At 73.3% G+C, this 20,869-nt stretch carries 18 protein-coding genes; 9 read left to right on the top strand and 9 right to left on the bottom strand.

Going from position 1 to position 20,869, the window contains the following annotated elements:
• Positions 1–36 precede the first annotated feature (36 nt).
• Positions 37–1,188 (bottom strand): Gfo/Idh/MocA family protein, encoded by a 1,152-nt coding sequence (locus ACGFX4_RS23685; protein ID WP_393077784.1) that lies wholly within the window; start codon positions 1,186–1,188, stop codon positions 37–39.
• Between the two features lie 151 nt (positions 1,189–1,339).
• Here ACGFX4_RS23685 and ACGFX4_RS23680 point away from each other — a divergent pair, with 151 nt between their 5' ends.
• Positions 1,340–2,392 (top strand): LacI family DNA-binding transcriptional regulator, encoded by a 1,053-nt coding sequence (locus ACGFX4_RS23680; RefSeq protein WP_393077782.1) that lies wholly within the window; start codon positions 1,340–1,342, stop codon positions 2,390–2,392.
• 26 nt (positions 2,393–2,418) lie between these two features.
• Here the strand turns inward: ACGFX4_RS23680 and ACGFX4_RS23675 are convergent, their stop codons facing one another.
• The 3 genes from ACGFX4_RS23675 to ACGFX4_RS23665 form a co-directional block, all read right to left on the bottom strand.
• Positions 2,419–3,072, bottom strand: coding sequence for a hypothetical protein (locus tag ACGFX4_RS23675; RefSeq protein ID WP_393077780.1), 654 nt, complete (start codon positions 3,070–3,072; stop codon positions 2,419–2,421).
• Positions 3,073–3,162: 90 nt separating this feature from the next.
• Entirely contained in the window at positions 3,163–3,852 is a 690-nt protein-coding gene (locus ACGFX4_RS23670) for a VOC family protein (RefSeq protein ID WP_393077778.1), read from the bottom strand.
• A 37-nt stretch (positions 3,853–3,889) separates the two neighbouring features.
• Positions 3,890–5,020 carry a PucR family transcriptional regulator gene (locus tag ACGFX4_RS23665; protein ID WP_393077776.1) on the bottom strand — a complete coding sequence of 377 codons (1,131 nt, stop codon included), beginning with the start codon at positions 5,018–5,020 and terminating at the stop codon, positions 3,890–3,892.
• 119 nt (positions 5,021–5,139) lie between these two features.
• Here ACGFX4_RS23665 and ACGFX4_RS23660 point away from each other — a divergent pair, with 119 nt between their 5' ends.
• Positions 5,140–6,036, top strand: a complete 897-nt coding sequence (locus ACGFX4_RS23660; protein ID WP_393077773.1) for an alpha/beta hydrolase — start codon at positions 5,140–5,142, stop codon at positions 6,034–6,036.
• A gap of 54 nt (positions 6,037–6,090) precedes the next feature.
• Here ACGFX4_RS23660 and ACGFX4_RS23655 read toward each other — a convergent pair whose 3' ends face one another.
• Positions 6,091–6,993, bottom strand: a complete 903-nt coding sequence (locus ACGFX4_RS23655; RefSeq protein ID WP_393077771.1) for a DUF4231 domain-containing protein — start codon at positions 6,991–6,993, stop codon at positions 6,091–6,093.
• Between the two features lie 172 nt (positions 6,994–7,165).
• Positions 7,166–9,481: a family 20 glycosylhydrolase gene (locus ACGFX4_RS23650; protein ID WP_393077769.1), complete on the bottom strand. Its 2,316-nt coding sequence runs from the start codon at positions 9,479–9,481 to the stop codon at positions 7,166–7,168.
• Between the two features lie 544 nt (positions 9,482–10,025).
• Here ACGFX4_RS23650 and ACGFX4_RS23645 point away from each other — a divergent pair.
• Complete coding sequence (locus tag ACGFX4_RS23645) at positions 10,026–11,138, top strand: glycoside hydrolase family 19 protein (protein ID WP_393077766.1); 1,113 nt, start codon at positions 10,026–10,028, stop codon at positions 11,136–11,138.
• A gap of 94 nt (positions 11,139–11,232) precedes the next feature.
• Here ACGFX4_RS23645 and ACGFX4_RS23640 read toward each other — a convergent pair whose 3' ends face one another.
• Both ACGFX4_RS23640 and ACGFX4_RS23635 read right to left on the bottom strand, forming a co-directional pair.
• Positions 11,233–12,399, bottom strand: a complete 1,167-nt coding sequence (locus ACGFX4_RS23640; RefSeq protein WP_393077764.1) for a hypothetical protein — start codon at positions 12,397–12,399, stop codon at positions 11,233–11,235.
• Between the two features lie 356 nt (positions 12,400–12,755).
• Positions 12,756–14,096, bottom strand: coding sequence for an ABC transporter substrate-binding protein (locus tag ACGFX4_RS23635; RefSeq protein WP_393077761.1), 1,341 nt, complete (start codon positions 14,094–14,096; stop codon positions 12,756–12,758).
• A 229-nt stretch (positions 14,097–14,325) separates the two neighbouring features.
• Here ACGFX4_RS23635 and ACGFX4_RS23630 point away from each other — a divergent pair, with 229 nt between their 5' ends.
• The 3 genes from ACGFX4_RS23630 to ACGFX4_RS23620 all read left to right on the top strand — a co-directional run bounded on the left by ACGFX4_RS23630 (position 14,326) and on the right by ACGFX4_RS23620 (position 17,094).
• Entirely contained in the window at positions 14,326–14,859 is a 534-nt protein-coding gene (locus ACGFX4_RS23630; RefSeq protein WP_393077760.1) for a SigE family RNA polymerase sigma factor, read from the top strand.
• Positions 14,852–15,586: a L,D-transpeptidase gene (locus ACGFX4_RS23625; RefSeq protein ID WP_393077757.1), complete on the top strand. Its 735-nt coding sequence runs from the start codon at positions 14,852–14,854 to the stop codon at positions 15,584–15,586. The genes ACGFX4_RS23630 and ACGFX4_RS23625 overlap by 8 nt, the downstream gene beginning before the upstream one ends.
• Before the next feature lie 290 nt (positions 15,587–15,876).
• Positions 15,877–17,094 (top strand): aminotransferase class V-fold PLP-dependent enzyme, encoded by a 1,218-nt coding sequence (locus ACGFX4_RS23620; protein WP_393077755.1) that lies wholly within the window; start codon positions 15,877–15,879, stop codon positions 17,092–17,094.
• Positions 17,095–17,258: 164 nt separating this feature from the next.
• Here the strand turns inward: ACGFX4_RS23620 and ACGFX4_RS23615 are convergent, their stop codons facing one another.
• Positions 17,259–18,134: a helix-turn-helix transcriptional regulator gene (locus tag ACGFX4_RS23615; protein WP_393077753.1), complete on the bottom strand. Its 876-nt coding sequence runs from the start codon at positions 18,132–18,134 to the stop codon at positions 17,259–17,261.
• Positions 18,135–18,273: 139 nt separating this feature from the next.
• Here ACGFX4_RS23615 and ACGFX4_RS23610 point away from each other — a divergent pair, with 139 nt between their 5' ends.
• The 3 genes from ACGFX4_RS23610 to ACGFX4_RS23600 all read left to right on the top strand — a co-directional run bounded on the left by ACGFX4_RS23610 (position 18,274) and on the right by ACGFX4_RS23600 (position 20,693).
• A complete protein-coding gene (locus tag ACGFX4_RS23610) occupies positions 18,274–19,053 on the top strand; it encodes an NAD(P)H-dependent oxidoreductase (RefSeq protein ID WP_393077751.1) in 780 nt (259 codons plus the stop codon).
• A gap of 384 nt (positions 19,054–19,437) precedes the next feature.
• Complete coding sequence (locus ACGFX4_RS23605; protein WP_393077749.1) at positions 19,438–20,547, top strand: glycosyltransferase family 2 protein; 1,110 nt, start codon at positions 19,438–19,440, stop codon at positions 20,545–20,547.
• A gap of 5 nt (positions 20,548–20,552) precedes the next feature.
• A complete protein-coding gene (locus ACGFX4_RS23600; RefSeq protein ID WP_393077747.1) occupies positions 20,553–20,693 on the top strand; it encodes a hypothetical protein in 141 nt (46 codons plus the stop codon).
• Positions 20,694–20,869: the final 176 nt, after the last annotated feature.

Below are 20,869 nucleotides of genomic sequence, written 5' to 3'. Positions count from 1 at the left end.
GGGATCGGCCTTCGGGCAGCCGGGGCCCGGCCGGGCTCAGAGGGCCAGGTCGGGGACGTCCAGGCGGCGGCCCTCGGCGGCGGAGCGCAGACCGAGCTCGGCGAGCTGCACGCCCTTGGCGCCCTCCAGGAGGTCCCAGCGGTACTCGGAGCCGGTGACCACGTGCTGGAGGAACAGCTCCCACTGCACCTTGAAGCCGTTGTCGAACTCGCCGTTGTCCGGCACCTGCTGCCACTGCGCGCGGAACGGCTCGGTGGCGGGCAGGTCGGGGTTCCAGACCGGCTTGGGGGTCGCGGCGCGGTGCTGGAAGCGGCAGTTGCGCAGACCCGCCACGGCGCTGCCCTCGGTGCCGTCGATCTGGAACTCGACCAGCTCGTCGCGGTCCACGCGGACGGCCCAGGAGGAGTTGATCTGCGCGGTGATCCCGCCCTCCAGCTCGAACACGCCGTACGCGGCGTCGTCGGCGGTCGCCGCGTACGGCTTGCCCTGCTCGTCGACCCGCTGCGGGATGTGCGTCACGGCGTGCGCGTACACCGAGCGGACCGGCGCGACGATCCCGTCCAGCACGTACCGCCAGTGCGGGAACATGTCGAGGATCATGCCGCCGCCGTCCTCGGACCGGTAGTTCCACGAGGGGCGCTGCGCGTCCTGCCAGTCGCCCTCGAACACCCAGTAGCCGAACTCGCCGCGCACGGACAGGATCCGGCCGAAGAAGCCGCCGTCGACCAGGCGCTTGAGCTTCAGCAGGCCGGGGAGGAAGAGCTTGTCCTGGACGGCGCCGTTGCGCACCCCGGCCTCGCGGGCGAGGCGGGCCAGCTCCAGCGCGCCCTCCAGCGACTCGGCGGTGGGCTTCTCGGTGTAGATGTGCTTGCCGGCGGCGATCGCCGCCTTGATCGCCTGCTCGCGGGCCGGGGTGACCTGGGAGTCGAAGTAGATCTCGGCGAGCGGGTGGGCGAGGGCCTCGTCGAGCGAGGTGGTCCAGTGGGTCAGGCCGTGGCGGTCGGCCAGCTCCTTGAGCTTGTGGGCGTTGCGGCCGACCAGGATCGGCTCCGGCCAGAGCGTCTCGCCGCCGTCCAGCGGGAGGCCGCCCTGCTCGCGGATGGCGAGGATCGAGCGCACCAGGTGCTGGCGGTAGCCCATCCGGCCGGTGACGCCGTTCATCACGATGCCGATCACCCTGCGGGTCATGGGGCTGGTTCCTTCCGTCGGTCCTTCGAAAACTAGGGTGGAAAGCGCTTTCCACGGCTGAGGCTAAGGCCCCCGCCGGGTCGGGTCAAGGCCCCCGAGCAGGGCGGTACGCTCGGGCGGTACGGATTCCGGGACGGAAGGAGCACCACCCGTGGCGGTCACCCTCGGCGACGTCGCCCGGCACGCGGGCGTCTCGCTCGCCACGGCCTCACGCGTCCTCAACGGCTCCGCCCGGACCGTCACCGAAGAGCTCTCCGCCAAGGTCCGCGCCAGCGCCGACGCCCTCGGCTACCTCCCCAACGCCCCCGCCCAGGCCCTCGCCCGCGCCACCGGCGCCACCATCGGCGTCCTCCTCCACGACGTCGCCGACCCCTACTTCGGCGCCATCGCCCGCGGCGTCGGCGACGCCGCCGCCCGGGCCGGCCTGCTCTCCCTCGTCACCAGCACCGACGGCGACCCCGAGCGCGAACTCCACGCCATCCGGATGCTGCACGCCCAGCGCGTCCGCGCCATCGTCCTGGCTGGCTCCGCCTACACCGACCCCGAGGCCGGACGCCGCATCGACGAGGCCCTCGCCGCCTACCGCGACCAGGGCGGCATCGTCACCGCCATCACCGACCACGGGCCCGGGTACGGCACCGTGCTCCCCGACAACCGCGGCGGCGCCGGACAGTTGACGACGGAACTGCTGCGCCTCGGACACCGGAGGATCGCCGTCGTGACCGGACCGGAGCGGATGCGGGTCGCGCGGGAGCGCCTGGACGGGGTGCTGGAAGCCGCCGCCGCGGCGGGGCTCGGCGGGGAGGAAGTCCTGGTCGAGAGAGCCGAGTTCACCCGCGACGGCGGTCGCGCGGCGGTCGCGCGGATCCTCGATCGGGCGGACCGGGCCGATCGGACGGGCGGGGCGGGTGCGCGGCCGAGCGTCGTCATCGCGCTGTCCGACATCTGCGCGGCGGGCGTCCTCGCCGAGCTGCGCGAGCGCGGCATCGCGGTGCCCGAGGAGATCTCGGTGGCCGGCTTCGACGACATCCCGCTCGCCACCGACCTGGCGCCCGCGCTCAGCACCGTCCGCCTGCCGCTCGCCGACATGGGCGCCGAGGCCGTCCGCCTCGCCCTCGACCCCGTCGCCGGATCCGCCACCGGCCGACAGGTCGCGGTCGCCGCCGAGGTCGTGCTGCGGGCCAGCACCGCGCAGGCACCGTAAGGGAGTTCAGCCGGACGCGGGCCGACTCACGCGCTGGTCCAGCCGCCGGCCGCCCACACCTCCGCGCGGAACTCCTGCAGAGTGAGCGCCCGTGCCTCCCGGCCCGGCTCGGCGCGGAAGTGGACGCAGCCGCAGCGCCGGCAGTACCAGCCGCGGGACCACAGACGTTCGGCGGCCGCGGGATCGAACGGCGGCTGTCGGCGGTCCGGACGGCGCACGGCGATGCGGACGAACACGGCGATCGCGGCCAGCAAAGCCAGCGCCGAGATCCAGCCGAGGAACGCGAGGTCGGGGCCCGGTGCCGGCTCGACCGGCCACGCGTCGAACGGGTATCCCTGCGGCTCGCCCGACGCGCGGTCCTCGCTGAACCAGTGCCCTGCCAGCGCACCCCCGATGAACGTACCGACGGACACCAGGACCAGGAACACCCCGGCGAACCAGTGGCCGAACGGTGGCAGCCGGAGCGGGGTCGGCGGCACCGGGGACAGCGCCGCCGCGAGCGAGGTCGTCACCGCGCGGGTGACGGTGTTCGCCGGCTCGTCGAAGCGGGCCGGCGTGGTGACCCGGACGGTGTCCCGCCCCGCGTGGTAGACGGCCGGGACTCCGGCCAGCTCGTCGGCGAGCCCGCAGCCCGGGCACGGCTGCAGTACCGCTGGTCGGCCGTCGTCTATCCCTGCCACGGAGCCCCCCGGATGTGCGCGGTCGATCGCGTGCGCCCATGCTGGCAGACCTCCCGCGCCGGCAGGAGGGACTTGAGCGAAGCCTGAGGGTCAGGCCGCGGGGGCGCCCGCCGCGCCGACGCAGGCCTCGTTGCCCTCGGGGTCGGAGAGGATCCACAGGCCCGGGGCATCGGTGTCGTTCAGCAGGCGGCCGCCGGCGGCGAGGGCGGCGGCGATCCGGGCCTCGGCCTGGTCGTACGGCAGCCAGAGGTCGACGTGGACCCGGTTGCGCTGCGGGCGGGGCTCGTCCATCTGCTGGAAGAAGAACGGGCCGCCGCGACGCAGCGGGTCGACCAGGTCCTCCGGGCTGCCGGCCCGGTCCGTGTAGCCGAGCAGGGCGCTCCAGAACGCCACGACCGCGGGCAGGTCGAGCGCGTCCAGGGTGACCTGGACGGTCTGCACGGAGGACGGCTCGGCGGCCAGCCCGTGCTCGGCGGCGAGCGCGGAGACCCGGCGGGCGAGGTCGACGGTGTCCTCGGTGAGGCCGAAGAAGGTGTCGGTGAGAGTGATCAGCCGCACCGTGACGCCGTCGGCGCGCAGGTCGACGTCGGGGGAGGGACGGTCGCCGAGGTCGAGGCCCGCGAGCGCGTGGACGAAGCGGGCGCCCGCCGCGAAGCCGTCGGTGCGGAAGCGCGCGCAGGCGCCGTCACCGAGGACGCGCCAGTCCTCGGTGCCGCCCGCCTGGTGGAAGGCGAGCGGCCGGATGCGCTGGACGGTGGCGGTCTGCTGAGGGTCGGTCATTCGTGCACGGTAGCGGACGGCGCCGACAGACCGGCGGTCAGGTGGCGAGCAGGCGCCAGGTGGTGAGGGCGAGGCGGGCGCGGGTCAGCCCGGTGGGGTCGGTGAGGTCGAGGTCGAGGGTGCGGCCGATCTGGTCGATGCGGCGGGCGATGCTGCTGTGGTGGAGGTGGAGCTGCTCGGCGGCCCGGCGGAGCGACCCGGTGGCGCAGTATGCGTCCAGGGTGTCGAGGTCGTCGGGGCAGGCCGCGAGGCGGGTGACGGCGGCGACGTCGGGGTTGGCGCGGGCGGTGTCCGGCGGGACCTCGGCGAGCAGCGCGAGGGCGCCCAACTCGCTGTGCTCGATGATCGGTTGGCGTGGGGTCGTGAAGCGGAGCGCGGTGCGCGCCCTGCGCCAGGCGAGGTCGGGGCTGCCTGCCGTTCCGAGGCCGGCGCGGACGCCGGCCGGGAAGCGGGCCGGGTCGACGGCGGTGGCGAGCAGGACGCCGGTGTCGGCGAGGGACGCGGCCTTCACCGGCCTGCCGGGGCAGATCAGCGCGCCGATCCGGGCCAGGGACAGCGGCCGCCGGTCGGCGCTCGGGGAGGGCCCGGACATCCGGTCGGTGGGTGTCCCGGTGCCCGCGGGCCGGTGGGGGCCGGAGTCGGCGGCCGGGACCGGGAGCCGGACGGCGGCGACGTGGACCGGCCGGTCGGCGGGGAAGCCGAGCAGGCGCAGCGCACGGGCGCGGGCGGTGTCCTCGGTGTCGGCGCTGACGGCGAGTTCGACGAGCGCGGGGTCGGCCATCGTGGTGCGGGCCGGGCCGTACCGTTCGACGGTGGCGGCGACGGCGAGGGCGAGCCGGTCGAGGACGACGTCGTCGAGCTGGCCGGGCGGGCCCGGGCGTTCGAGCCAGACGGTGCCCAGCTGCTCCTCGTCGAGGGTGATCGGCACGGTGCTGGACGGCGCCGGCGCCGGTCCGGCGGCGGGGGTGCCGTCGGGCGCGGAGCGGATGTCCCGGCCGGTGCCGTGCAGGCGGATGCCGGCGGTGCACTCGGCGAGTCCGGCGGTGGCGCGGGCGAGCGCCGCGAGGTCGACCCGGTGGCGCATCAGCGTGTCGTAGAACGCGACGACGCGGATCGCGCCGCCCACGTACGGGTCGAGTCCGGACAGTCGTACGGCCAGTGCCTCCATGGGATGCAGCGTAGAAGGAACGGGCGGTCGGCGGGTGCGCCGAACGGTGCGGCCGCGGCGGCGGATGCGCGACGTACGGCGGACGACGGGCCGGGGGCGGTCCCCGCAGGATGGTGGCCATGGACCCCGAACTCGAAGCATTCGTCCCGTTCCTGCCGCACACCGACCTCTCCGACCCGGTCACCGCCCGCAAGGTGTTCGCCGAACGCGCCGCCGCCCGGCCCGTACCCGACCTGAGCGACCTGGAGATCGAGGACCGCACCGTCCCCGCCGACCCGGACGTGCCGGTGCGGATCTACCGCCCGCGCGGCGCCCGCGGCGCCGTGGTGTGGATGCACGGCGGCGGCTTCGTCTTCGGCGACCTGGAGACGGAACACCCGTGGGCCGCCCGGCTCGCCCAGGGCTCCGGCGCGGTCGTGGTGTCGGTCGGCTACCGCCGGGCGCCCGAGGACCCGTACCCCGCCGCCCTGGACGACGTGTACGCCGTCCTCGGCTGGCTCGCCGAGCACGCCGCCGACCTGGGCATCGACCCGGACCGGATCGCGGTCGGCGGCCACAGCGCCGGAGCCAACCTGGCCGCCGGGACGGCGCTGCGCGCCCGCGACCAGCAGGGCCCGGCGATCCGCTTCCAGCTCCTCAACGAGCCCGGCCTGGACGACCGGCAGGACACCTGGTCGCAGCGGAACTTCACCGACACCCCGTGGCAGAACCGCGAGAAGGTCACCCTCTCCTGGCACCACTACCTCGCGGGCCGCTCCGCCACGCCGTACGCGGCCCCGGCCCGCGAGGAGGACCTGTCCGGTCTGCCGCCCGCCTACCTCGCGGCGGCCGAGTTCGACCCGCTGCGGGACGAGATCATCGGCTACGCGCTGCGCCTGCTCCGGGTGGGCGTCCCGGTCGAACTGCACCAGTGGCCGGGGACGTTCCACGGCTCGCAGGCGATCATGTCGGCGGCGGTCTCGCAGCGGCAGATCGCCGAGCTCTGCGCCGCCCTGCGCCGCGCCGTCACGGACTGACGGCGCGGCACCTTCCGCGGCTCCTTCCGTGGCACCTTCCGCGGCTCCGGGAGGTCAGCGGACGAAGGCGCGGCGGGCCCGCCAGGTGGTGTGCTCGCGGGAGATGCTCTCCTCGGCGTCGGCCGACAGCCTGGCCCAGCTCTCCTCCGCGTCCGGGGAGTTGAGGTCCAGGGTGGAGAGCCGGCCGGAGATGATCAGCAGTTCACCGGCGGCCAGCAGGTAGGCGGTGGCCAGCGGACGCAGCTGCTGGAGCTGGGTCCAGGCGATCACCGCGGTCGCCGCGGCGGCGAAGGCGGCGAAGACCGGGACGGGGAGGGCGGTGGCCGCGTCGGCGATCGCGGCGGCGGTGCCCAGGATCGTCAGCGCGCCGACCACCAGGCTCCAGTAGGCGGACTGGGACTCGCACGCCTCGGCCCGGGCCCGGTACCAGACCCGCTGCTCGTCGACCCTGGCGCTCAGGTAGCGGGCGCGGCGGGTGGCCAGCGGGGCGGCCCGCAGCTCGCGCAGGCCGTCGCCGACCTCGGGCTCCGTCCCGGGCGGGACGGTGCCCGGGTTCTGATCGAGCAACTGCCCGAGGTGTGCGAGGTGCTGCAGGTAGCGCTCCTCGGCCTCCGCCGAGTCGGCGGGGCCCTGGAACGGATGGGCGCGCACCGCGTACTTCCAGGCCAGCGTCTTGAACGACTCGGCGGCGGCCCGGGCCTCGTGCCAACGGGCCTGGGGATTGGCGCTGCGCAGCCGGAACCAGAACCAGCCGGCTCCGAGGAAGGCGGCGGCGGCGAGCAGCGGGGTGCCGCGCCAGGGCACCGAGCCGATCACGGCGGCCGCGACCAGCAGCAGGAGCTGCCAGCGGTACCAGCGGACGGCCAACTGCCGTCCCTGTAACGAGACCTGGTCGGCCGCCCAGTACTGCTCCGGCAGGATCCGTGTCTCGTCGTCGGGTGAGTTCTGTCGCACCATCGGCTGTGGCCCCCTCCACTCCGGCGCTTCCGACGCAGTCTTCCCCCGCCGGGCCGGCCGCGAACCCCGGAGCGGCGCTGAACTCCCTTTCCCCGGCGGGGCGGAGGAGCGGGGCCGCCCGCGGGGTGGGGGTCCCGCGGGCGGCGGTTCGGTGGGTGGTGCGCGGTTCGGGTCAGGAGAGCTGCCAGTGCTGGAGGGCGCTGCCGGTGTCGGGCTGCTGGGTGAGCAGCGCGCCGTCGGCGGTGGAGGCGGTGGTGAGGAGCAGGCCGCTGTGCTTGGCGGCGACGGTCCAGCCGCCGCCGGGCAGGGCGGTGAGGATCCAGTGCTGGTTGTCGGTCCCGGTGCAGGTCCACTGGATGACGGCGGCGCCGGCGGCGGTGGAGCCGCCGCTGATGTCGGCGCACAGATGGGACGCGGCGTTGGTGAGCGTCCAGCTGCCGTCGGTGTCTGCGCTGAACTGCCACTGCTGGTTGGCGCCGCCGTGCGGGGCCCAGGTGATCAGCTGGGTACCGGTCTTCGTGGAGCTGCCGGGGACGTCCAGGGCCTTGCCGGCGGCGGTCAGGGTGTGGGTGCCGGCGAGGCCGCCGGGCGCGTACGCCTCCAGCTCGTAGAGGGAGTTGCCGTAGGTGGTGCCGCGCTGGGTGGAGTAGAGCCGCAGGTAGCGGCCGCTGCCGCTGAGCCCGCCGAGGTCCTGGACGCCGCCGGTGCCGGTGCTGGTGGAGTACAGGGTGCGCCAGGTGGTGGCGTCGTCGGAGAGCTGGAGCTGGAAGGCCCTGCTGTAGGCGGCCTCCCAGCGGAGGACGACCCGGCCGACGGCCTTGCTGCTGCCGAGGTCGACCTGGATCCACTGCGGGTCGCTGTAGGCGCTGGCCCAGCGGGTGGCGGGGTCGCCGTCGGTGGCGAGCGCGGCGGGGAAGTTCGGCGTCTCGGTGCTGGAGGCGATGGTGGGCCGGTTCTGGGCGAGGTTGCCGGGTTGGCCGGTGCTCGGCCAGGCGGGGTTGTGGCCGATTGCGGCGGTGATCGGGGTGAAGGCGGCGTAGGTGGCGACCGGCTTGGGCGAGCCCCAGGTCTGCTGGGCGAGGCCGCGCAGCGGCTGGAAGATCCCGGCGGCGATCTGCTGCTCGGTCTCGGCGTTGGGGTTGTCGCACCAGACGTGGATCAGCGAACCGGGGTTGCGGGCGGGGTCGTTGAGGGTGTTGCCGCCCTGGAAGAGGTCCGGGGTCCAGGTCTCGTACATCCACTTGGTGTCCGGCTTGGCGCCACCGAGGACGTAATAGGTGGGCGTCCAGGACTCGTTCGCGACGGTGTGCCCGCGGGCGGCCAACTGCTGGGGCGTGAGGCCGTAGTTGTACCAGTACTCGACCAGGATGTCGGCGTTGGGCGTGACGGTGCCGTCGCCGGACTTGATGCCGTCGTTCCACATCCGGGTGGTCTTGCCGGCCGCCCGGACCAGTGCGTCGGACCAGTTGACGAAGCCGTAGTAGGTGTCCTTGGCGGTGGCGTTGGCGCCGTAGTTGGCGCGGGCGTAGGTCAGCAGCTGCGGGTACTGGTTGTAGTCCGTGACGTACTCGTCGGCGCCGATGTGCCAGTACGGCGCGGGGAACAGCGGCAGGTACTCGTTGACCAGGTCCTTGATCAGGGTGTAGGTGCCGGGCAGTGAGAGGTCGATGAACTCGGCGCTGGCGGTGCCGGAGCTGTTCTTCAGCTTGAGCTCGGGGTGGGCGGCCAGGACCGCGTTCATGTGCCCGGGGGTGTCGATCTCCGGGACGATGGTGACGTGGTACTTCTGCCCGAGGGTGACCAGGTCGGCGATGTCCTGCTTGGAGTAGTGGTCGGCGGAGACGACCTCGGGGTGGGTGGAGCTCTCCAGGCGGAAGCCGAAGGTGTCGGAGAGGTGGAAGTGGAAGTAGTTGAGCTTGAGGTAGGCCAGCTCCTTGATGTGCTGCTTCACCCAGTCGACGGTGAAGAACTTCCGGCCCTGGTCGATCATCAGGCCGCGCTCGGACTTGGCCGGCCGGTCCACGGCCGTGCCGGCCGGCACGGTGGCGGACTGGTGCAGCAGTTGGAGGACGGTGCGGGTGCCGTAGAAGGCGCCGGTGTCGGTGGCCGCGCCGATCGCGATGCTCGCACCGACGGTCATCCGGTAGCCCTCGGCGGGCAGCGAGCCGTCGCCGAGGGTGAGGGAGATGTCCCCGGCGCCGGCCGGGCCGGTGGCCACGCTCACCGTCCGGCCCTCCAGCGCGCCGAGGTCGTCGGCGAAGGTGGCTGCCTCGTCGGCGAGTTGGGCGCTGTAGGCCGGGTCGACGACGATCCGGGAGGTATCGGTGAAGGTGAACGCGGTGCCGCTGCCGGCGGTCCACTGGCTGAGCGCCGGGACGGTCTGCGGCGCCGTGGTGGCGGCGGACGCCCGGGTGGCGGCGGTAGCGGCAGGCAGGACGAGGGTGCCGGCGGCGCAGACCGCGGCAGTCAGGAGCCGGAGCAGACGCAAGGGGTCTCCCAGTGACGGGTGATCACGGCAGGGGTGGCTTGTGGTGATCATGACAAGGTATGGACCATCAGTGACCGGTCGCTACTGATCGATGATGGTGACGCGTGAGTGAATGTGCAAGATGCTGTGCGATACCAATCAGGATCGCAAGGCGGTGTCGGTCTTCGATCCATTCGGGCGGTGCGGCCGGGGGAGCGGCTCCCGAATTCTGAAGCCGCAAAGGGTCTAGACCATAACGTGAATGGGTTTAGACCATTGGGTGGAGGATGTGAAAGGCCGTCGCTCGGGGATCCGCGGGAATGGCGGGATTCCTTTCCGGGATCTCTCGCATCCGTGCTGGCCGGAGGCGCTTTGTCGGGCCGGGTGGGGTCGTCGGCCGGGGTGTCGGTCGAGGGATCTTCGTCAGTAAAGCTTCCTGACAGTCGGTCATTTCCCAGGCTCCATTTAAGGTCTAGACCTATTGACAGGTCTGGACCACTGGAGTTGAGTACACCGCGGGTTCCCTGCCCACCCTGCCCGCCCTTTCCCCCACAAGGAGTGGCACATGAACAAGCAGAAGACCGCCGCGCTGCTGTCCGGCGCGCTCGCCGCCGCCGGCCTGGCGGTCATGGTGCCCAGCACCTCGACCGCGGCCGCGGCGTGCGCGGCGCCGTACGCGGCGTCGCAGGTGTACACCGGCGGCATGTCCGCCTCGTACAACGGCCACAACTGGAACGCCAAGTGGTGGACCCAGGGCGAGACCCCGAGTACCGGCGGCTCCGGTGTCTGGGCCGACCAGGGTGCCTGTGGCGGTGGCGGTGGCACCACGCCGAGCCCGAGCGGCACGGCGCAGGCCTGCAACCACCCGGTCTGGGTGGCCGGCACCAACTACACCACCGGCTCGGTGGTGAAGTACGCGCCCAACGGCCAGTACTACATCGCCACCCACGACAACCCGGGCTACGACCCGACCATCTCCACCTGGTTCTGGAGCCCGTACACCTGCACCGGCACGGGCACGCCCAGCCCCAGCCCGAGCACCACCACCCCCAACCCGAGCGGGTTCGTGGTCTCCGAGGCCCAGTTCAACCAGATGTTCCCGAACCGGAACTCCTTCTACACCTACTCCGGCCTGGTCGCGGCCCTGAGCGCCTACCCGGCGTTCGCCAACACCGGCTCGGACACGGTGAAGAAGCAGGAGGCCGCCGCCTTCCTCGCCAACATCAACCACGAGACCGGCGGACTGGTCTACATCGTCGAGCAGAACACCGCCAACTACCCGCACTACTGCGACACCTCGCAGCCGTACGGGTGCCCGGCCGGCCAGGCCGCGTACTACGGGCGCGGCCCGATCCAGCTCAGCTGGAACTTCAACTACAAGGCCGCGGGCGACGCGCTCGGCATCGACCTGCTCAACAACCCGAACCTGGTGCAGACCGACGCGGCCGTCGCCTGGAAGACCGGCATCTGGTACTGGATGACCCAGAACGGCCCCGGCACCATGACCCCGCACAACGCGATGGTCAACGGCGCGGGCTTCGGCGAGACCATCCGCTCCATCAACGGCTCGATCGAGTGCAACGGCGGCAACCCCGCGCAGGTGCAGTCCCGGGTCAACGCCTACACCTCCTTCGCCTCCATCCTCGGCGTCCCCACCGGGTCCAACCTGAGCTGCTGACCGACGGACGCAGTCGGATCAGCCCCTCGCCGCGCCCACCTCGCCCACCCGCCCAGCAGTCGGCGGGCGAGGTGGGCGCGGCCTTTTCGGTCCGTCAGGGCGCCGGCGCGAGGTCGAAGACGTGCAGGGCGCTGCCGGCGGTCGCGCTGCCCGCGGGAAGGGTGACCGAGGTGAGCTGCTTGCCCGCGGGCAGGCCGACCTTGGCCAGCCGGAGCGTCGCGGTGTGGTTGTAGGGCGGGGTGCTGGAGGCGTTGTACGGCGTGCTGTGCTGGTTCTGGTAACTCACCTGGGCGGCGAGGGTGTTGCCGCCGGACGGGGTGGTGTTCCACCAGTCGGTGAGGGCCAGGGTGAAGGGCTGCGAGGAGCCGTCGGAGAAGGTCAGCGTGCCCTGCCCGGCCGGGGCGCTGCCGGTGGCGAAGCCCAGGATGCCGAGGGTGGAGCCGCTTCCGCTGACTGCCACCTTCTGGCCGGTGGCGTGCACGTTGTCCGGAGTGCCGTAGCGGCCGGGGTGCCAGGTGAAGGTGACACCGCCGGTGGTGAAGGGCTGCCCGGGCACCAGGCCGGCCGCCTCCAGGGCGTTCCCGGAGAAGGTCCGGCCGCTGTTGGTGGCCGAGGCGTGGTCGTCCGCGGTGGCGTTGTCGTCCCGGGTCACGCCGATCTCGTTGTACAGCCGGGCGATCGGCAGGGCTTCGTCGGCGCCGGCGCCGTTGTACGCGCCGATGTTGGGAGCCCCGCCCGCCGACACCGGGTTGCCGAAGAAGTCCGTGCCGCCGTTGCCCGCGACCGCCGTGCCGGCGCCGAGCGCGGGCGATCCGGAGCGCAGCCGGAAGCCCGCGCCCGTGGCGTCGCCGGTCAGCCGCGGGTCGGCGGTGACCGAATCGGTCGCGCCGGTGGGAACCGCCGTGCCGCCGAAGAACAGGTTGTGGTCGAACACCGACCCGCTGACCGTGGTCCAGGAGGAGCCCGCCGGGGCGACGAAGATGGTGTTCACCATCCGCTTGTCGTTGCCGATGGTGTCGACGATCGGCCGCGACGGGCAGTGGAAGGTGTTGTTGCAGATGTAGTGGGTGCCGGGCTTTCCGCTGGTCTCCACCATCCGGCAGTCGTCCAGGGCGACGTTGCACCGGAGGACGACGTCGGTGCTGCAGGTGCCGGTGACGCTGATGTCGCAGTCCCAGGCGGTGGCGTCGAACGTGGACGGCTTGCTGCTGCCCACGGTGTTGTACTGGAACGTCGGGTCGCTGCTGTTGTGCGGCCACATGCCGGCGAAGTTCCCGGCGACGAACGGGTAGGCGCCCAGGCCGCGTCGGCCCCGGTCTTGTCGCCCCGACCGGCGGTGTGGTCCGCCTCCAGCGCGGTGAGTGCGATCCCGGCCTTGTCGGCGGTGGTGGTGGACTCCACCAGCACGCCCGCGCGCTTCGCCCGGACCGCCGCGTTGTTCTGTACCCGCAGGTCCCGGACCGTCCACCAGGACTGGTCGGTCAGGGGGACGGCGGAGTCCGCGCCCGCGGTCCCGGCGGCCGCGGCCGAGATGCGTCGATGCGTCCGAGGAGTGGCATCGGAAGCCTTTCCGGTGGGGGTGAGGCGGGGTGGTTCGAGGAGGGCGGGCGGGGGGTGTCAGCCCACCACCGTGAAGCCCTCTTTCCGCAGCTCGTCGACGGAGACCCGTTCCGCGGTCTCCAGCGCCGGCTCGATGGAGGCGCTGCCGGGCCGGATCGACGCGAAGGACGACTTGAGCGAGGCATGGGTGCGCATGGTGGCCGGTCCCCACTGCCAGCCGGGCTGGATGGCCTCGGCCGACTGCGCGGACAGGCCGTACAGGTCCTGGCCCTGGAAGAACGAGGACTTGAAGGCCTCGCGGGCGACCGGGACGAGGTTCGGCGCGGCCGGGTACATCGAGGAGGTTCCGGTGGCGATCCGGGCCTGGATCCCCTCGGCGGTGGTGGTGGCCCACAGCGCGAACCGCACCGCGGCGGCGGCCCTGCGACTGTCCTTGGCCACCGCGAAGGTCGAGCCGCCGAGCATGCCACTGGCGGACCGGTCGCCCCAGCACGGCATCGGCGCGGCGGCCCACTTGCCCGCGTCGTCCGGCACCGTCGACCCCAGCACGCCACCGCCCCAGGACGCCCCGAGGTAGCCCACCGTCTCGCCCTTCTGCAGCGAGGCGGTCCACTCGGCGCTGAACGACGGCGTCACCCGCACCAGGTCCTCACGGATCAGCCGCTCCCAGTAGGCGGCCACCCGGCGGGTCGGCGGATCGTCCACGTCGATGCTCCAGGTGTCGCCGAAGCCGGTGAACCAGTGTCCGCCGCCCTGCCAGGCGAGCGCCGCGAAGGTGGCCGGGTCGTCCGGGAAGAACGTGGCGATCCTGGCGTTCGGCTCCGCCTGCCGGATCCGCTGCGCCGCGGTGCGGAACTCGTCCCAGGTCCTCGGCGGCTTGACGCCCGCGCGGGCGAAGACGTCCTTGCGGTAGTAGAAGAGCTGCGGCGCGACGTCCAGCGGGAGCGCCCACACGGCCCGGCGGAAGGTGGTCAGCTCCATCGCCTGGGACAGGTAGCGGTCCTGGGTGCCGGCGGGCAGCGCGCCGGTGAGCTCCTGGACCTGGCCGCGGGTCACGTAGTCGGGCAGCTGCAGGTACTCGACGTTGAACAGGTCGGGGCCGGTGCTGGCCCTGAGCGCCTCGGTGATCCTGGCGTAGCCCCCGGCGTTGCCGGACGGGATCTCCTTGAACTCGACGCGGACGTCGGACTGTGCGGCGTTGAACGCGGCGACCGTCTCCCGGGTGCCCTTGGCCCAGCCCCAGAGGGTGACGGCCTCGGTGGAGGAGCCGGTCGTCCCGTCCGAGGGGCCGTCAACCGGGGAGCAGGCGGAGGCGAAGGCCGTGGCGGCCGTCGAGGCCGCGGCGAGGGCCAGGAGCCGGCGTCGAGTCAGGCCGATCGGCCGGGGGGAGCTGAGCATGCGGGACATAGTGATCGCGCGACTGATCGAGGTCAAGACTTTTGTACCGAATGATCAAACGATCAAAAAGGTGGAGTGCGTACGGTGATTCGATCCGGCGGGGCGCGAGAAGCGCGTCGGCGACCCCGATGACATTGCCGCCGGATTCGGTGCAACCTCCTCCGCGTCCCGTGCGTGGCACGGGTGGATGCAGGGGGCGTCCGATCGAGCGGACGGAGCGGCACACGGGATGACCGACGAGGAGTACAGCGCGTTCTACCTGTCCTCGTTCTCCCTACTGGTACGGCAGTTGTACGCCATGACCGGGGATTTCAGCGAGGCGCAGGACGCCGTCCAGGAGGCGTTCGTACGGGGCTGGGGCAGACGCGCCCGGTTCTCGTCCGACGACGGGCCGCCGGAGGCGTGGATCCGGACGGTCGCCTGGCGGCTGGCCGTCAGCCGGTGGCGGCGTGCCCGCCGCGGCCGGGTCCTGGAACGGGAACGCGTGCACGGGCTGCCGCAGGAGACGGCCGGGCCGGGGCCCGAGCACACCGCCCTGGTGGCGGCGCTGCGCAGACTCCCGGCCGTGCAGCGGCAGGCCGTCGTGCTGTTCCACCTGTGCGACCTGAGCCTGCAGCAGATCGCGGAGGAGACGGGGACGGCGGTCGGCACCATCAAGGCCCGCCTCTCCCGCGGGCGCGCCGCGCTCGCCGAGTACCTGAGCGACGAACCGGAGGCGGGCGGCGCCCTCCGGCACCCGGAGAGGATGAACCACTGTGCCTGAGCTGGAGGACGACTCGCGCTCCGAGTACGAGGACCGGATCTCCTCGGCGCTGCGTGGGCTCTGCGCCGAGGCGCCGGCGGCGCTGCCGCTGCCGTACGACACGGTGCGCCGCCGGGGCAAGGGCCGCAGGAGCAGGCGGCGGGCGGCGGCGCTGGCGGCGGTTGCGGTGTGCGCGGTGGGTCTGCTGGGCTCGGCGGCGATTCTGCCGGGGCGTCAGCAGGGTTCCGTCGCGCCGCCGGTCACCGCGTCGACGCCCGTGCCGAGCACCGGCGAGAGCGCCCCGCCCGCGAGGGAGGTGGCCGGCTATGTGGACCTGGCCGCGCACGCGGTCCGGGTCCAGGCCGGCGGCGCGACCCTGCGGACCATGCCCGCGACCGCGGGGCGTCCCGCCTATCCCACCCCGACGGGCGCCATGAAAGTGGCGGACAAGCAGGCTTCGCTGCACGTGAGCAGCAGCACCGGGCCGACGATCCAGCCGTCCGGCGGCGGCGAGTACGACCTCACGCTCGACTGGTGCGTGCGGCTGCTCGCCGAGGACGGCCGCTCGACGTACGTCTGCGCCATGAACTGGTACGGGCCGGCCGTCCTGGGCCGCGAGAACCGCACCTTCGGGGCGGTCGGCCTCGGCACCGAGGACGCCCGGTGGTTCTTCGACAACGTGCGGGTCGGAGACCCCGTCCAGGTGGTGAATCCCGAATCGCCCGTTCCCGGCAGCACACCGGGGTGAGGCAGGGCGGGGGCGCCGGAGAGCGCAGCCCGAGCCGCCCTCCGACCGCCGCCGCCTCCGCGACCGCTGACCCCGCGACCGCTGACCCCGCCGCCGCCCGGGCGCAGCGGCCGCGCGGCGAACGGAACTGCCGCGACGCGTGCGATGCGCGGGGCAGGGGAGGACTCCCAGGTCGGCGTCGGACGGGGGCCCTCGACGTCACCGGCGCCCGCGCGGCAGGATGGAGCGGCTGCCGGCCGGCCGACGGCTACCGGGGGCCGATCGTCGACCGCTTCCGAATCGAGTACCGCATGAGCTCCGCCCCTCGCCCCCTGCTGCTGCCCGACGGCGAGCCCGCCGCCCGGGCCTGGACCCTCGATCCGGCAATGAGGCACCTCAACCACGGCTCGTTCGGCGCGGTTCCGCGGGTCGCCCAGCAGGAGCAGCAGCGGCTGCGGGCGGAGATGGACCGCGCGCCGGTGGTGTGGTTCCCCGGGCTGCCGCGCCGGGTCGCGACGGCCAGGGCGGAGGTCGCGGAGTTCCTGCGGGTCGAGGCGCGCGACCTCGCCCTCGTCCCCAACGCCAGCGCCGGGGCCAGCGTCGTCTACGGCAGCCTTCCGGCCCGGCCGGGCGGCGAGATCCTGGTGACCGACCACGGCTACGGCGCCGTCACCATGGGCGCCGAGCGGCTGGCCCGGCGCTGGGGCGGCACGGTCCGCACGGCGCGGGTCCCCCTCGACGCCTCCGCCGAGCAGGCCACCGCGGCGGTCCTCGCCGAGATCACCGACCGGACCGCACTCGTCGTCCTCGACCACATCACCTCGGCGACCGCCCGCTGGATGCCCGTGGAGCAGATCGGCGCCGCCGCCCGGGCAGCCGGCATCCCGCTGCTGATCGACGGCGCGCACGTCCCGGGCCTCGCCGAGGACCCGCTGGCCGGCCTGGAGTTCGACGTGTGGGTCGGCAACCTGCACAAGTTCGGCTGCGCGCCGCGCGGCGCCTCCGCCCTCGTGGTCCGCAGCGACATCCGCGACCTCCTCCACCCGCTGATCGACTCGTGGGGAGCCCGGGAACCCTTCCCCGAGCGCTTCGACACCCAGGGGACCCTCGACGCCACGAGCTACCTGGCGGCACCGACCGCGCTGGACTTCGTCGAGAACACCTGGGGCTGGAAGACCGCCCGCCGCTACCTGGGCGAACTGGCCGACTACGCCGAGCGGATCGTCGGCGCGGCCTTCACCGAGCTGACCGGCGAAAGCTCCACCGTCGACGTCGGCATGCCCGTCAACGCGCTGCGCCTGGTCCGGCTCCCCGCCGGCCTGGCCGGCACCCGCCTGGACGCCGACGCCCTGCGCGACCGGGTGGCGGCCGAACTCGGCGTCGAGGCAGCCTTCACCAGCCTCGGCGGGGTCGGCTACTTCAGGCTCTCCACCCACGTCTACAACACCGCCGCCGACTACGAGTACTTCGCCGAACGGTGCGTCCCCACACTCACCGACTGGGCCCGCGAAGCCCGCCGCACGCTCTGACCGCACAGCGCGACGCGCAACGGCTCGGGCCGCCCGGCGGGACTCACCCTCGCGGTCAAGACCGCTCGCCCAGCTCGACGCGCTCGACACGGCGGGCGATCGGGCCTGACCTGCCGCACTGCCGGCGGGGGAGAAGCACAGGTCGGGCCGGGGCCCCGGTCGAGTCAGCGGCCCGCCGCGGCGCCGGCGGGGCCGGTGGGGTCGGTCGACGTCGGCCGGGGGTGCGGGGCGGGGTCGTCCGCGCCGAGGGCCGCGAGCAGGCGGAGGCCGTCCTCGGCGGGACTGCCGGGGGTCGCGGCCAGGACCAGCAGCTCCATGCCCGGCTCGTCGGGGAGCGCGAAGTTCTCCTGGTGGAGTTCCAGCAGTCCGACCAGCGGGTGGTTGTACGCCTTGCGCCCGTGGGTGCGGGCGCGGACGTCCGCGCGGGCCCAGAGGCGGCGGAAGCGCTCGCTGCCCATGGCCAACTCGCCGATGAGCGAGGCGAGTCGGGGGTCGTCGGGGTACCGGCCGGCGGCCAGGCGCAGGTGTCCGACCACGTCGAGGGTGCAGGTCTCCCAGTCCGCGTACAGGCCGCGTTCGGCCTCCTCCAGGAAGATGTGCCGGGCGGTGTTCAGGCCCGGAACGGGCCGGCCGAAGAGGAGCGCGGCGAGCCGGTTCCCGGCGAGGACGTCGAGGCGGTGGTCCATGAGCAGCGCGGGGGCACCGGAGACCAGATCGAGGACGCGCAGCAGCTCCGGGCGGACCCTGCTGCTGGGCGTCCGTGCGCGGCGCCGGCGCTGCCGGGCGAGGCGGAACAGGTGCCCGCGTTCGGTCGCGTCGAGGTCGAGGACCCGGGCGAGGGCGTCGAGGACCTGCTCGGAGGGCTGGGTCGCGCGGCCCTGTTCCAGCCGCACGTAGTAGTCGACGCTCACCCCGGACAGGTGCGCGACCTCCTCGCGGCGCAGCCCTTCGACCCGGCGGCGGCGGTCGGTGGGGATACCGGCGGCCGCGGGGTCGACCCGGGAGCGGCGGGTCCGCAGGAAGCTCGCGAGATCGTCCATGCCCGTCAGTATGGCTGCGAACGGGCCCGCGAGGGTGGCCCTGCCAGTACCAGGAAGTCCCGTCCGACGGAAACGCCGCCCCTGAACACCGGGCGCCGCGCCGTCCAGGATCGAAGGCATCCGATCCCGAGGAGTTCCCATGAAGACGCTGATCGTCCACGCCCACCCGGAGCCCCGGTCGCTGAACGGCTCGCTGAAGGACCTCGCGGTGGCCACGTTGGAGCGCGCCGGCCACCAGGTGCGGGTGAGCGACCTGTACGCGATGAACTGGAAGGCGGTGGTGGACGCCGCGGACTACGGGCCCGAAGCCTCGGACCCGCTGAAGGTCGCCCAGGACTCGGGCCGGGCCTTCGACACGGGCACGCTCACGGCCGACGTGCTGGCCGAGCAGGAGAAGCTGCTGTGGGCCGACACGATCATCTTCCAGTTCCCGCTGTGGTGGTACACCATGCCCGCGATCCTCAAGGGCTGGGTGGACCGGGTCTTCACCTACCGCTTCGCGTACGGCGTCGGCGAGCACAACGACACCAAGTACGGCGAGCGCTTCGGCGAGGGCACCCTCGCGGGCCGCCGGGCCCTGCTGTCGGTCACCGCCGGCGGCCCCCGGTCGCACTACGCCGCCCGCGGGATCAACGGCCCGATCGACGACCTGCTGTTCCCGTTCCAGCACGGCATCCTCTACTACCCGGGCATCGACGTGCTGCCGCCTTTCGTCCTGTACGGCACCGACCGGATGACCGGCGACGACTACCCGGCGGTCGCCAAGGCCTGGGAGCAGCGCCTGCTCACCCTGGAGTCGACCGAGCCCATCGCCTTCCGCCGGCAGAACTTCGGCGACTACGCGATCCCCTCGCTGCACCTGAAGGAAGGACTGGAGCCCGCGGGCCGCACGGGCTTCGGACTGCACGTGCGCGGCTGACCCGCGGATCCTGGGAGGCAGCCGCCCGGAGCGCGCAGCACAAGGAATCACTGCACCCACGTCGACTCGCGCGCGAGACCAGCTACTTGGTGCCCCGCCGTCGGCCTTCGAAGGCCGACGGCGGGGCCGGCCGCTCAGGCGGCTGTGGCGTTGCTGCGGGCAGGAGCCCGTGACGTTCCCTCTCTGGTACCGGGGACAGCTGGAAGAGACTGCCCGGGCAGTCGCCGCGAGCCGCTGACAGCCCGAGGCGGTCCGCGACCGTCGCGGGCCCCGGCAGCGCCGGATTCCGGGCGGGACCGTTCGGGCGAAAGCACCGGGCCGTTCGGCCGATCCCGGGGTGTCGCCGCCCCGCCGGTGCCGTGGGGTCGAGATGTACTGACCCGCGTGTCTGTTGCGAGAACGATTCGGCGCCCGGCGCCGCGGCACGCCGCGGCCCTGGTCACCGCAGGGATCCTCAAGGTCGTCGCGGTGATCCCCGCCCACAACGAGCAGGAGCAGATCGCCGAGGCGATCGGCTCGCTGCTGGCCCAGCGCCTGAGGCCGGCGAGGATCGTGGTGATCGCGGACAACTGCACCGACGCCACGGCCGAGATCGCAGCCCGCTACCCGGTCGAGGTCGTCACCACGGTGGGCAATCGGCACCGGAAGGCCGGCGCCCTGAACCAGGTTCTGGAAGCACTGCTGCCCACCCTGGATCCCTGGGACGCGGTCCTGGTGATGGATGCCGACTCGGTCCTCGACCCCGGCTTCATCAAGGCGGCCGTCCGACACCTCGCCGACCCGGGTGTGCCTGCCGTCGGCGGAACCTTCGCCGGCAAGCCCGGCGGCGGCCTGGTGGGCGCACTGCAGCGCAACGAATACGCCCGCTACGCCCGCGACCTGCGCCGCCGTCAGGGAAAGACCCTGGTGCTGACCGGCACCGCCACCCTGTTCCGCGCCCACGTCCTGGACGAGGTGCTGCGCGCCCGCCGAGCGGGTGTACTGCGAGGCGGACCGGCCGTGTACGACACGCAGGTGCTCACCGAGGACAACGAGCTCACCCTGGCGATCCGCCACCTCGGGCACCGCATCATCGCCCCGCCCGAATGCACGCTGCTCACCGAGGTCATGCCCACCTGGGCGGACCTGTTCCGCCAGCGCCTGCGCTGGAAGCGCGGAGCCATCGAGAACCTGAAGGCCTACGGCTGGACCCCGGTCACCCGCGAGTACTGGGCCCGCCAACTTCTCGCCGTCGTGGGTCTGTTCGCCCTCACCGCCTACCTCGTCTCGCTGGTGTGGGCAGCGGTGACCGGCGGATTCCACTTCAACCCGCTGTGGACCGGTGTGACCGCCGTCATCGCACTCGAGCGCATCGTCACGGTCCGCAGCCGAGGCCCCGCCATGATGGCCCTCGCCGGCCTCCTCATCGTGGAGATGGCCTTCGACATCCACCTCCAAGCCGCCCAGGCCAAAGCGTTCTGGGACACCCTCCGCAACACCGAAAGGACCTGGTAACCACCATGTACAACGCCACCCCCGGCCTCGCCACCGGAAGCCTCGCCGCCACCGGCACCGGAAGCCTCTGGCTCGGCCTCGCCGCCTTCACCCTCGTCACGGCCGGCTGCGCGCTCATGCGCCTGGTCCCGCGCGGCGCCCGCTGATCCGACGGCGCTGCGCACCCGGGCCGGCTGAGTCCGGAGAGCCCGGAGGCGGAGGCATACTCCCGAGTGGCGGGGGGGGGGGGGGGGGGGGGGGGGGGGGGGGGGGGGGGGGCCGCGCCCGCCGGCGGGGGGGGCGGGGGCCCCGCCGGGCCCCCCCCCCCCCCCCCCCCCCGCCG

This window comes from Kitasatospora sp. NPDC048365, assembly GCF_043200835.1.
Taxonomy (GTDB): domain Bacteria; phylum Actinomycetota; class Actinomycetes; order Streptomycetales; family Streptomycetaceae; genus Kitasatospora; species Kitasatospora terrestris.
This window is presented reverse-complemented; position numbering and strand designations above follow the sequence as displayed.